The sequence below is a fragment of the Staphylococcus sp. 231237_7MaSpsaltlick genome (assembly GCF_043107035.1).
Map to the genome: position 1 here is coordinate 35,192 of NZ_JBICNX010000015.1, position 12,786 is coordinate 47,977.

Consider the following 12,786-nt stretch of genomic DNA (forward strand, 5'->3'; position numbering starts at 1 on the left):
TGCTAGTCATAGTTTTAACACACATAATAATTTAGTAATTATAAACACTTATGTGCTAACTATTATCTTTTATCTAATTCTTGTTTCAATAATTGATTAACTAATTGTGGATTTGCTTGACCTTTTGAAGCTTTCATAATTTGACCAACTAAGAAGCCCATCGCTTTACCTTTACCATTTTTATAGTCTTCAATTGATTGCTCATTATTATCTAATGCTTCATTTACAAATTTAAGAAGTGTCGCCTCGTCAGAGATTTGGACTAAACCTTTATCTTCCATAATTTGTTTGGCATCTCCGCCATTTTCAGCAAGTTCTGGGAATACTTTTTTAGCAATTTTACTGCTCATTGTGCCATCTTCGATTAATTTAATCATACCAGCTAAGTTTTCAGGAGTTAACTTAGTATCTAATAACTCAATTTGGTTTTTATTTAAATACTCATTCACCCCGCCCATTAACCAGTTAGAAGTCAATTTGATGTCAGCACCTTGTGCTACAGCACCTTCGAAGAAATCTGACATTTCCTTAGTAAGTGTAAGTACATGCGCGTCATATGCTGGTAAACCAAATTGGTTAACATATTTTTCTTTTCTTTCATCTGGTAATTCTGGAATTGTTTGGCGCACACGTTCTTTCCATTCATCATCAACATATAAAGGAACAATGTCTGGTTCAGGGAAGTAACGATAATCATCAGAACCTTCTTTAACTCGCATTAATAATGTTTTACCATTTGATTCATCAAATCTACGCGTTTCTTGAAGGATTTCTCCACCGTTTAATAATTCTTCTTCTTGGCGTTTTTCTTCATATTCTAAACCTTTACGGACATATGTAAAGGAGTTTAAGTTTTTAAGTTCTGCCTTTGTACCAAATTCTTCTTGGCCATATGGACGTAAAGAAATATTAGCGTCACAACGTAGCGAACCTTCTTCCATCTTACAATCAGAAACGCCTGTGTATTGAATAATAGAACGTAATTTTTCTAAATATGCATACGCTTCTTGCGGAGAACGAATGTCTGGTTCAGATACAATTTCAATCAATGGTGTACCTTGTCTATTTAAATCTACTAAAGAATAACCATCTTTATGAGTTGATTTACCAGCATCTTCTTCCATGTGCAAACGTGTGATACCAATACGTTTTGTTTCTCCATCAACCTCGATATCAATATAGCCGTTTTCACCAATTGGTTGGTCGAACTGAGATATTTGATATGCTTTTGGATTATCTGGATAGAAATAGTTTTTACGGTCAAATTTTGATTCCGTAGCAATTTCCATATTTAATGCCATTGATGCTCTCATAGCCCAATCAACTGCACGTTTATTTACTACTGGCAAGACACCAGGATATGCAAGGTCAATTACATTTGTATTTGAGTTCGGTTTCGCTCCAAAATGCGCTGGTGATGATGAGAACATTTTAGAATCTGTTTTCAACTCAACATGGACTTCTAGCCCAATAACTGTTTCAAAATGCATGATTTCCACTCCTTATAATTTTTCGTATTCATTATGAAAATTGAATTGTGTTTCGTATTGGTAAGCGACACGGTACAATGTTTTTTCATCAAAAGGTTTACCGATAAATTGCAAGCCAATTGGTCGACCATTTGATTGTCCACATGGTACAGAGATACCCGGTAATCCTGCTAAGTTTACAGGAGTTGTTAGTAAATCATTTGCATACATTGTAAGTGGATCATCAATTTCTTCACCTAAATTAAATGCAGTAGTTGGTGTAGTAGGGCCTACTACAACATCATAATTTTCAAAAATACGATCAAAGTCATTTTTAATTAAAGTTCTAACTTTTTGTGATTTTTTGTAGAAAGCATCATAATATCCTGAGCTTAATGCAAATGTACCTAAAAAGATACGACGTTTAACTTCGTCACCGAACCCTTCACTTCTAGACATTTTATATAACTCTTCTAATGAATTAGCTTCAGGTGAATGATAACCATATCTTATACCATCAAAACGAGATAAGTTTGATGATGCTTCTGATGATGCAATAACATAATAAGATGGAATACCATACTTCGTATTAGGTAAGGAAACTTCTTCAACTGTTGCACCTAATGATTTAAGTGTTTCGACCGCTTCCTTTACTGAAGCTTTAACTTCATTAGATACGCCGTCACCTAAATATTCACTTGGTAAAGCTACTTTAAGTCCTTTTATATCTTTTCCTATATCAGCTGTATAATCAGCATCTTCAACTGGAGCACTTGTTGAATCATTTTCGTCAACGCCTGTAATAGCTTCTAACACTAATGCATTATCTTTTACCGTACGTGTTAATGGGCCAATTTGATCTAATGACGATGCGAATGCAACAAGACCAAAACGAGACACTCGTCCGTATGTTGGTTTCAGACCTACGATACCACAGTACGCAGCTGGTTGACGGATTGAGCCACCAGTATCTGATCCTAAACTAAAAGGTACTAAACCTGCTGCCACTGCTGCTGCTGAGCCACCAGATGAACCACCTGGAACCGCAGTATGGTCGAATGGATTTACTGTTTTTTTGTAATAAGATGTTTCTGTTGAACCACCCATTGCAAATTCATCCATATTCAATTTACCGATAAGCACCGCATTTTCATTATGTAATTTATTCATTACAGTTGATTCATAAATCGGTACAAATCCTTCTAGCATTTTACTAGCACAAGTTGTTTCCACGCCTTCGGTGATAATGTTATCTTTAATTCCCATAGGTATACCAAATAACTTACCTTCCATTTGATCCTTAGCTTGTAATTCATCAAGTTCTTGTGCTTTCTTAATTGCATTTTCTTTATCTAACGCAAGAAATGATTTAATAGTTGGATCCGTTTCTTCAATTGCATCGTAAATGTCACTAACAATTTGTGATGGCTTTATTTCTTTGTTTTTGATTAAGCTGATTAAATTCTCCACAGATTCATAACGGATCGTCATCTTAAGCGTCCTCCTCATTCATGATAGATGGTACTTTGAATTGTCCATCTTCCGTCTCTTTAGCATTTTTTAATGCAAGTTCTTGGGGAATGCCCTCGATTGCTTTATCTTCACGTAACACATTTTGTAAATCTAGTACATGATATGTTGGTTCAATGTTACTTGTATCCGCTGTATCTATTTGGTTAGCAAAGTTTAAAATACTTTCTAAAGTGTTTTGCATTTCTGCAGATTCATCTTCAGTAATTTGAAGTCTTGCTAAATTAGCGATGTGTTCAACTTCTTCTCGTGTAACTTTAGCCATTAATAAAAGCCTCCTTTTTACTCATTCATTACAAAATTGTACCAAAATTCCGCCCAAAAATCTAAGTTTTTCAACAATATACGCAAATTAAAGCGATTTAATTTCTCTAGTTGTGCTATTTAATATCTAATTTTCAATATATTCATTTACCTTATCTATACTTTCCTTATATTTAGAATGCATAATAAATCACAAAAATTTATAGTAAGTGTATCATTACAATACAAATTTGTAAGCGCTTAACAATATATTGTGAAAAGCAATATATTGTTATAATTTAAAATAGCACTACTCTATTTATAAATTTTATTGTATAATCATTCATGTACAACAAATTAATAGATAAAGACAAAGGGAGATGATGAACCATGCTGATTTTGGGCACTTCATTAGCCAACCAAGTTCAGGCGAGTTGGCAGACTTATATTATGATTGTAATATATTTCATTATACTACTCGTTATTGGTTACTATGGATATAAACAGTCTACAGGAAATTTAAGTGAATTTATGCTTGGAGGCAGAAGTATTGGTCCTTATGTCACTGCTCTTTCAGCAGGTGCATCGGATATGAGTGGTTGGATGATTATGGGGTTACCTGGCTCTGTGTATAGCACTGGTCTTTCAGCAATGTGGATAACAATTGGTCTATCTTTAGGCGCATATGTGAACTACTTTGTCGTAGCCCCTAGGTTGAGAGTTTATACTGAACTCGCAGGTGATGCGATTACTTTGCCAGATTTTTTCAAAAATAGGCTTAATGACCAAAATAATTATATAAAAATTATTTCTGGTTTAATTATCGTAGTTTTTTTCACTTTATATACACACTCAGGTTTTGTTTCAGGTGGCAAATTATTCGAAAGCGCTTTTGGCATGAACTATCATTGGGGGCTTATTATAGTAGCAGCTATTGTCATATTTTATACTTTCTTTGGAGGTTATTTAGCTGTTTCTATTACAGACTTCTTCCAAGGAGTTATCATGTTAATTGCTATGGTTATGGTACCGATTGTTGCTCTTATAGAGCTCAGCGGTTTAGATACGTTTAGACAAGTAGCTGAAATGAAACCGACAAATATGAATTTATTTAAAGGTACGACAGTATTAGGTATTATTTCATTGTTTGCTTGGGGCTTAGGTTATTTTGGCCAGCCACATATCATCGTTAGGTTTATGTCTATTAAGACACATAAACTATTACCTAAAGCAAGACGACTTGGAATTAGTTGGATGGTTATAGGTTTGTTAGGCGCTGTCGCAGTTGGACTTACTGGTATTGCCTTTATTTCTGAACGCAATATTCAATTAGAAGACCCTGAAACGCTATTTATAGTTATGAGTCAGATTTTATTCCACCCACTTGTAGGTGGTTTCTTATTAGCAGCGATATTGGCAGCAATCATGAGTACAATATCATCTCAATTACTTGTAACTTCTAGTTCATTAACTGAAGATTTTTATAAATTAATTCGCGGCGAAGATAAAGCTAAAGAACATGAAAAGGAGTTCGTTCTAGTTGGCAGATTATCTGTATTATTAGTAGCTATTGTTGCTATTTGGATTGCTTGGTCTCCAAACGATACTATTTTAAATTTAGTTGGAAATGCTTGGGCAGGATTTGGCGCTGCTTTCAGTCCTTTAGTTATTTTCTCGTTATACTGGAAAGGTTTATCACATGCAGGGGCTTTATCTGGAATGATTACAGGCGCAGTAGTCGTTATTATTTGGATTGCTTGGATAAAACCTTTAGCTACTATCAACGAAATATTCGGTATGTATGAAATAATTCCTGGTTTCTTTGCAAGTGTGCTTGTTACTTACCTAGTAAGTAAATATACTAAAAAACCTGGAGATTTTGTCGAAAAAGATCTCAATAAGGTCAAACAAATTATTAAAGAATAAACACTTTTAAATTATTTATATGATATAAAGACGCCCTACAAGATTGACATAAATTGACAATCTTGCAGGGCGTTAATTCAATATATTCTATTTACTAATTATTATTTTTATAAATATGAACTTGTGGCTCTTTATCATCTTTTGATTTACTAATTAAGGCTTTTGGGTTATTACCATCCTTTATATGGATCTCATATTCATCAATATCATCAAAATATTTTTCTGCTTGTTCTGTCACATACTGTGTGATACCAATTGTTTCTGCTTTACCATAATAATCGATTGGTACATCGACAGATAATTGTTTTGCTTCTTTTTTATCAAATTTAACCGTTCCTACTGCTTGAGTAAAGTTATTAAAATAAGTTTGTAAATTATCATTAAATTGTTTGAAATCGTTGTTCAAGTTTTCATCTAAATCGTCTGCTTCTTGTGAAGGTAATAAGGCTGTTTTTTGGTTAATATCTTTCCAGTCATTGATGCGAGTTTTGCCTTCTTCGACAGTTGTACCAGTAATAAACTCGCCAGGTACAATTGAATTTTCACCAGTTTGCTTGTATATAGCAAAATGAATTGGTATATCTTTCAATTCTTTATGCTCACGAATTCTAGATAAAATTTCGCCAGCCATTTGCTTACCTTGTTTTTTAATTTCTTTATCATCTAAATCTTTACTATAAGTTTCGCCATCTTTTTCCTTTTGATAATAGTATGTACTATTCATAGCTAAGCCTATTGTCATGCCTTTAATTTTTTCACCTTTAGTATCACCGCTACCATAAAAATCCTGCTCTAAAATATTAGATAAATAGGCTGGTGAATTTTTAGCAATTTTTTCAGGGTCTGTTTCACCATTATGAGAAGGGTTAAGCCCTAAATTCTCATTTGCTTTTTTCTCTTTACGCTCGTCTTCATCCATTTTATCTACTTCTGCTTTTGTATACTTTGGACTTAAGAATGCATTAATTGTATCTTTATCTAAGTATTGGCCATCTTGATATAAATATTCGTCTGTTGGAAACACACTTTTACTTAAATCTAGAAGCCCATTTTCAAAGTCTTCTCCATTATAGCTATTAGCCATATTATCTTGTAATAATCCTCGAGCCTGACTTTCTTTAAAAGGTAAAATTGTTCTGTAATTATCACCTTGTACATTTTTGTCTGTAGCGATTTCTTTTACAGAACCCGATTCTTGTTGTTCATTATCATTAGATTTTTCTTTTGGTTTTTCTTCATTTTGACCACACGCTGATAATACAAAAATTGCTGAAATGAATAATATTATCGTTCTTTTCATGCATTATCTCCTCTATCCCTCAATTTCTTTTTGTTTCTGAACAAAGTCTTCTTCAGACCAAACTACTGTACCGAATTTTTCTGCTTTAGTTAGCTTAGATCCAGCGTCCTCACCAGCAATAACTAAATCTGTACTTTTAGTCACACTATTAGTTACCTTTGCACCTTGCAACGCCAACCATTTGGATGCTTCATTTCGTGTCATTTGATACAATTTACCTGTAAGGACAATTGTTTTATCTTTAAATTCAGGATGCCCTTCAAATTCACTTGTCTTAACACCTTTATAAGTCATATTAACATTTTTAACTTTTAATTTTTCAATTAGAGCACGGATATCTTCATTTTCTAAATAAGTTACTACTGATTGTGCTAATTTGTGACCAATATCATGGATTGTTACCAAATCTTCTTCTGTAGCATCAAACAACTTATCCATTGTACTATATTTCTCTGCAATGACTTGACTAGCCTTTACTCCTAGATGTCTTATACCTAATCCAAATAGTAGTTGTTCAAGAGAATTAGATTTCGCTAGCTCAATAGCTTTAAGCAGATTATCGATTTTTTTCTCACCCATGCGATCAAGTGGCTCTAGGTCCTCTTTCGTTAGATAGAAAATATCTGCTACATCTTTAATCAGTTCATTTTCGTACAATTGTTGAATGATTTTTGTTCCTAAACCATCAATATTCATAGCTTGTCTCGAAACAAAATGTATTAACCCTTCTACTAACTGAGCTTGACATTTCGGATTGATACAACGTAATGCAACTTCACCTTCAATCCTTACTAACTCATGATTACAACTCGGGCAATGCGTCGGCATATGGTATTGTTCTGCATTTTCAGGACGTCTATCTAGCACACTCTTGATAACTTCAGGGATAATATCTCCAGCTTTTTTAATGACGACACTGTCACCAATTCTAATGTCTTTCTCATGTATCAAATCTTCATTATGTAACGAAGCGCGGGAAACAGTTGTACCAGCAACTTTTACTGGTTCTAATATTGCAGTTGGGGTCACAACACCCGTTCTACCGATGCTTAACTCAATATCTAACAGCTCTGTTATTACTTCTTCTGCAGGGAATTTATATGCAATTGCCCAACGCGGAGATTTTTGAGTAAATCCAAGTGCTTCTTGTTGTTCTAAAGCATTCACTTTAATTACAATACCATCAATATCATATGGCAAATCTTCACGTTGCTCTGTCCATTTTTCAATATATGCCAGCACTTCATCTATCGTTTGTACACGTTGGCGTGCTTGATTTGTTTTAAATCCTAATTGATCTAACTCATCTAATGCTTCACTCTGAGTATCTGCATTAAATTGCGTAAAATCATTCACACTATATAGAAAGACGCTTAATTTACGTTTAGCAGCAAGTTTTGAATCTAATTGTCTTAGTGAGCCTGCAGCTGCATTTCTTGGATTTGCAAAGGGCTGTTCATCATTTTCTGCTTTAGCTTCATTCAAATTAAAAAATGATTTTCTAGGCATGTATGCTTCACCACGAACTTCAAATGTTCTAGGTTCATTAATTTTTAAAGGGATGGCGTGAATAGTTTTTAAGTTTTCTGTTATGTCCTCGCCTGTAGTACCGTCCCCGCGTGTTAAGCCTTGGACAAATCTTCCATTTTCATATTTTAATGATACAGCTAAACCGTCTATCTTTAATTCACACATATATTCCACATCACCAATGTTATCACGTATACGTTGGTCAAACTTCCTTAAATCTTCCTCATTAAATGCATTACCTAAACTGAGCATAGGGGTGTCGTGTTGCACTTTCTCAAACGTTGATTGTGCACTTCCACCCACTCTCACTGTAGGTGAATCCTCTGTGCGATATTCAGGATGAGTTGTTTCAATATCTATTAATTCGTGTAATAACTTATCATACTCACTATCAGGTACAGATGGGTTATCTTGAACATAATATTCATAGCTATATTGATTTAATAAATCATGTAAATCATTTACACGTGATTGCAAATCAGCCACTTGTTACTCCCCCTTCTTCTCAATTGGTGCGAATTGTGCTAATAATCGTTTCGGCCCTTCTGATTTAAAGATAATATCTAATTCTACTGAACCATTTTTTTCCTTCACATTACTAACCATACCCTCACCCCAAGATTTATGCATCACTTTATCTCCAACATTCCAATTAGTTGTTGCTTGAGATTTTCTTGATGTAGTAGTTTTTTGGCTATGTGCTCTTTTAGCTGGTTGCTTTGTAGCTGATTGGAAACGATTTCCTTGACTTTGCGTAGAAGCGTTGCGTTTAGTTTCATTTTCTAGTAAATCTTCAGGGATTTCTCTTAAGAACCTAGATGCCATATTAGACTGTGGTCTACCAAACAACATTCTTGATGTTGCGTGTGTTAAATATAATGTTTCTTCTGCACGTGTAATAGCCACATAGCAGATACGTCTTTCTTCTTGCATTTCATGTTCGTCATCACTTTTAATTGCTCTAATATGCGGGAATAACGACTCTTCCATACCCATTATAAAAACAATCGGGAATTCTAAACCTTTAGCAGAGTGCATTGTCATCAATGTTATACCATTTTCAATTTGTGCTTCATCTATATCAGCAACTAATGATAAATCAGTTAGGAAGTTTATCAAAGATTGTTCTTCTAACGGCGTATTTTCTTCATAATCTTTTGGTACAGACATGAACTCATCAATATTTTCTAATCTACTTCTCGATTCTAATGTTTGTTCACGCTCTAACATTTCGCGATAACCAGATTTTTCTAACGCTTCATTTACAATCTCTGTAATTTCTAAAAACTCTTGCTGTTTGATGATATTTTGCATCGTATCATAAAAAGTAATACATTCTTGTGTTACTTTTTTCGATAAACCAATAAAATCAACTTCTGCCAAAGCATCAAACATACTCAAATCATTTTGAACAGCATAAGCTTGAATTTTATCTACCGAAGACGGGCCAATGCCACGTTTTGGAATATTAATAACACGGCGTAAGCTAATATCGTCATTACTGTTTGCAATAATTCTTAAGTAACTCAATAAGTCTTTAATTTCTTTTCTGTCGTAGAACTTTTGTCCTCCAACCATAGTATAAGGGATATTAGATTTCATAAAGGTTTCTTCCAGTACACGTGACTGTGCATTGGTACGATATAGAATTGCCATATCTTGATATTTCTTGCCATTTCGTTGATGTTTCATGATTTCACGTACAACATATTCTGCTTCATCGCGTTCAGTTGTCGCTTCGTAGTAATGAATTTTATCGCCATCTGTATTGCCTGTCCATAATCCCTTAGGTTTACGTTCTGAATTATTTTTAATAACTTCATTAGCTGCATTTAATATATTTTTAGTAGAACGATAATTTTGTTCTAAGAAAATTGTTTTTGCCTCAGGATAATCTTCTTCAAATGACAAAATGTTTTGGATATCTGCCCCGCGCCAACCGTAAATCGATTGGTCAGAATCTCCTACTACACATAAATTTTTGAATTTTGATGCTAATAATTTCACTAATGTGTACTGTGCTTTATTCGTATCTTGATATTCATCCACGTGTATGTATTGAAATTTATTTTGATAGTAATCCAACACTTCTGGAACACGTTCAAATAATCGGATGGTCACCATAATTAAATCATCAAAGTCTAGCGCTTCATTTCTTGAAAGTTGACGTTGATAACCTTTGTATACAGTCGCAACCATTTGTGAATGGTAGTCATTTGCTTCTTTTTGCGCATCTTCAGGTGTCTTTAATTCATTTTTCAAATTACTAATTGAGCCTATAAACATTCTAGGTTCAAATTTCTTACTATCTATATTTTCATTTTTTAAAACATCTTTAATAACTGATTTTTGATCAGTTGGATCAATAATCGTAAAGTTTCTTTCAATACCAATACGATCTGCGTCTCTTCTAAGAATTCTCACACACATGGAGTGGAATGTTGACATCCAAATCACTTCAGCTTGTTCACCAACTAAAGTTTGGACACGTTCTTTCATTTCCTTAGCTGCTTTATTTGTAAAAGTAATCGCTAAAACATTATACGGAGACACTCCCTTTTCATCTAACAAGTAAGCAATACGATGTGTTAAGACACGTGTCTTACCTGAACCCGCGCCTGCCATTATAAGTAATGGGCCCTCTGTTGTACGTACTGCCTGGCTTTGTTCGTCATTCATTTTATTAACTAATGCATTCATTTATGTGTCTCCTTTATCTTAACTGTTTTTAGTGCTTTGTTTATATCTTCATAAATAATGTTGCCGACGATGATTGTATCAGCTACTGAAGCCATTGCTTCTGCTTCTTTATAATCATTAATACCACCACCATAAAATAATTGTGTATTAGATAATGAATCAGCTGCTGCTTTTACCATATCAATCTCTCCATAAACACCACTATATTCGATATACATAACTGGTAATTTATAAATATCATTAATCATTTGGGCATATGCTTCAATATCTTCTGTTGTTAAATGTGTGTTGGCTTGTGTTAATGTCGCCACTTTACAATCGGGATTTAGTACAACATAACCTTCGAACACTATTTCTTCAAAATCGATTAAATACCCATAATTTTTCAGTGCTTCTAAGAGCATACCATTATGAAACTTTACATCCTTGCTATTTAACACTGTAGGTATAAAATATAAATCAAACCCTGGCACGATACTCTCTAAGTTTGAAAATTCAAAAACTAGCGGTACGGAATGAGCATTAACTTTTTTCATCAAGTGTGAAACGTTATCTTCGGTAACATTATCTGTACCACCTATCATAATAGCATCGGTGCCAGATCTACAAATTCTCTCTAAATCCTTATCACTGATTGATTTTGCAGGATCTAATTTAAAAATATGTTTCCACTTTTTAATCTCATTCATAACATGTTACTCCTTCTTTTAGCATACATTTGATTATATCATTTTTATGCTATGAGTTCTAAAATGATGTAAAAAAATCGCCCCGAATTTTCGCAGCGATTTGTTGATTTTAATTTCATTTTTCATTTAAACGATAGTAACTTTCTAAATTGGTATCTTGTTCATCAATAATTTTGGCGAGTGTTTTACCGACGTAACGAAGATGCCACGCTTCGTATGCATAGCCTGTTTCATGTGATTGTCCTTTTGGATATCTAATAATAAAGCCATAATCTGAAGCATGTCGTTTTATCCATCGACCTTCTTGTGTTTTCTCAAAATCTTTATGAAAATCGTCTAGTGGCTTATTGGTACCAACATCAAATGCAAGGCCTGTTTGGTGTTCTGATTCTCCTGGTTTTGCAGTGTATTGACGCGCAACTTTTTCACCGTCTTTTTCTACATAGTCTTTCATTACTTTTTGTTGTTCTTTATAACTTCTATAACCACTAGAAAATTTTAAATCTAACTGGGCATCTTCACCTTTAACTAATAATTTATTAAAATTTCGTTTCGCGATTTTATCTTCACCTGGTTGGTATTGTGGGGGGAGTTTATATTTTTTATTGACAATCACGTGGCCGTTCACCTGTGTAACGCCTTCTGTTTTATTAATAATTGGCAAGGCATTCTTAGGTTTTACAATATTAGACATTGATGGTGTGTATGAATTCGAAAATACTACCAAAGCAATACCAAATATAAAGCTTAGTAATAATAGCATTATTAGGCCAAACAACAATTTTTTAATCATAAAGTTACTTCCTTTCACTCAATTCCAATAGTTTTTCAAATAACTATCACTATATTTATTTTGTTGTTATCTATCAATTACCCTACTTTATTTTTATAAACATTTAAAATATACGTATATTTAAAAGAGGGTATTTCTATTACATTTCCGTATTACTTTGTTTCAAAGTAAACAACAAAAAAACTAACGACAAGGTATTAAATATCCTTGTCGTTAGCTCTTGTAAGCCTATTCTTTTATTTTATACTTTATGAAATCGTTAATCGGCCGTTTCTATGTTCATGCGCTCTAGAATCATCGTATAAGCATCATTACCCCATTGTAATGATCTTTTCACACGTGAAATAGTTGCAGTTGATGCACCAGATTCTTGTTCAATAGTTGCATACGTATAGCCTTGTTTAATCATTTTTGCTACTTGTAATCGCTGTGATAATGACTGAATTTCATTAACAGTACATAAATCATCAAAAAACTGATAACATTCTTCTCTATTTTCTAGTGTTAAAATAGCATCAAATAATTCATCTAATGCTTTCCCTTTTAGTTTTTCTATTTGCATTTAAAACAACCCCTGTATTTTTCAATTTAATCTCAGTTTAACGT

General features: G+C 33.6%; 10 protein-coding genes. 1 reads left to right on the forward strand and 9 read right to left on the reverse strand.

Annotated elements, in window-relative coordinates:
* Positions 1–62: 62 nt before the first annotated feature.
* The 3 genes from gatB to gatC are packed head-to-tail and all read right to left on the reverse strand — an operon-like array spanning position 63 to position 3,264.
* Entirely contained in the window at positions 63–1,490 is a 1,428-nt protein-coding gene (gene gatB, locus ACF91D_RS21765) for an Asp-tRNA(Asn)/Glu-tRNA(Gln) amidotransferase subunit GatB (RefSeq protein WP_039069004.1), read from the reverse strand.
* Between the two features lie 12 nt (positions 1,491–1,502).
* Positions 1,503–2,960 (reverse strand): Asp-tRNA(Asn)/Glu-tRNA(Gln) amidotransferase subunit GatA, encoded by a 1,458-nt coding sequence (gatA, locus tag ACF91D_RS21770; RefSeq protein WP_039069003.1) that lies wholly within the window; start codon positions 2,958–2,960, stop codon positions 1,503–1,505.
* A gap of 1 nt (position 2,961) precedes the next feature.
* The gene (gatC, locus tag ACF91D_RS21775) at positions 2,962–3,264 is read right to left on the reverse strand and encodes an Asp-tRNA(Asn)/Glu-tRNA(Gln) amidotransferase subunit GatC (RefSeq protein WP_039069002.1); all 303 of its coding nucleotides are present in this window, start codon (positions 3,262–3,264) and stop codon (positions 2,962–2,964) included.
* Between the two features lie 368 nt (positions 3,265–3,632).
* On the opposite strand from gatC, the gene putP reads away from it, so the two are divergent.
* A complete protein-coding gene (putP, locus tag ACF91D_RS21780) occupies positions 3,633–5,168 on the forward strand; it encodes a sodium/proline symporter PutP (RefSeq protein WP_327621047.1) in 1,536 nt (511 codons plus the stop codon).
* 94 nt (positions 5,169–5,262) lie between these two features.
* On the opposite strand, the gene ACF91D_RS21785 is transcribed toward putP, so the two are convergent.
* From ACF91D_RS21785 to ACF91D_RS21810, 6 genes are all read right to left on the reverse strand, one after another.
* Positions 5,263–6,468 carry a CamS family sex pheromone protein gene (locus ACF91D_RS21785; RefSeq protein WP_039068999.1) on the reverse strand — a complete coding sequence of 402 codons (1,206 nt, stop codon included), beginning with the start codon at positions 6,466–6,468 and terminating at the stop codon, positions 5,263–5,265.
* 12 nt (positions 6,469–6,480) lie between these two features.
* Positions 6,481–8,484, reverse strand: a complete 2,004-nt coding sequence (ligA, locus tag ACF91D_RS21790; RefSeq protein ID WP_327621048.1) for an NAD-dependent DNA ligase LigA — start codon at positions 8,482–8,484, stop codon at positions 6,481–6,483.
* A gap of 3 nt (positions 8,485–8,487) precedes the next feature.
* Positions 8,488–10,698, reverse strand: coding sequence for a DNA helicase PcrA (gene pcrA, locus ACF91D_RS21795; protein WP_327621049.1), 2,211 nt, complete (start codon positions 10,696–10,698; stop codon positions 8,488–8,490).
* Entirely contained in the window at positions 10,695–11,387 is a 693-nt protein-coding gene (gene pcrB, locus ACF91D_RS21800) for a heptaprenylglyceryl phosphate synthase (protein WP_039068994.1), read from the reverse strand. The genes pcrA and pcrB overlap by 4 nt, the downstream gene beginning before the upstream one ends.
* 115 nt (positions 11,388–11,502) lie before the next feature.
* On the reverse strand, positions 11,503–12,180 hold the full coding sequence (locus tag ACF91D_RS21805) for a M15 family metallopeptidase (RefSeq protein WP_327621050.1): 678 nt from the start codon (positions 12,178–12,180) through the stop codon (positions 11,503–11,505).
* A gap of 259 nt (positions 12,181–12,439) precedes the next feature.
* Positions 12,440–12,742, reverse strand: a complete 303-nt coding sequence (locus ACF91D_RS21810; RefSeq protein WP_017723471.1) for a YerC/YecD family TrpR-related protein — start codon at positions 12,740–12,742, stop codon at positions 12,440–12,442.
* Positions 12,743–12,786: the final 44 nt, after the last annotated feature.

Excerpts from the sequence above, each read along its gene's own strand:
- pcrA (WP_327621049.1), bottom strand. The coding sequence starts at position 10,698 with ATGAATGCATTAGTTAATAAAATGAATGACGAACAAAGCCAGGCAGTA.
- gatB (WP_039069004.1), bottom strand. The coding sequence starts at position 1,490 with ATGCATTTTGAAACAGTTATTGGGCTAGAAGTCCATGTTGAGTTGAAA.
- gatA (WP_039069003.1), bottom strand. The coding sequence starts at position 2,960 with ATGACGATCCGTTATGAATCTGTGGAGAATTTAATCAGCTTAATCAAA.
- pcrB (WP_039068994.1), bottom strand. The coding sequence starts at position 11,387 with ATGAATGAGATTAAAAAGTGGAAACATATTTTTAAATTAGATCCTGCA.
- ACF91D_RS21785 (WP_039068999.1), bottom strand. The coding sequence starts at position 6,468 with ATGAAAAGAACGATAATATTATTCATTTCAGCAATTTTTGTATTATCA.
- ACF91D_RS21810 (WP_017723471.1), bottom strand. The coding sequence starts at position 12,742 with ATGCAAATAGAAAAACTAAAAGGGAAAGCATTAGATGAATTATTTGAT.
- putP (WP_327621047.1), top strand. The coding sequence starts at position 3,633 with ATGCTGATTTTGGGCACTTCATTAGCCAACCAAGTTCAGGCGAGTTGG.
- ACF91D_RS21805 (WP_327621050.1), bottom strand. The coding sequence starts at position 12,180 with ATGATTAAAAAATTGTTGTTTGGCCTAATAATGCTATTATTACTAAGC.
- gatC (WP_039069002.1), bottom strand. The coding sequence starts at position 3,264 with ATGGCTAAAGTTACACGAGAAGAAGTTGAACACATCGCTAATTTAGCA.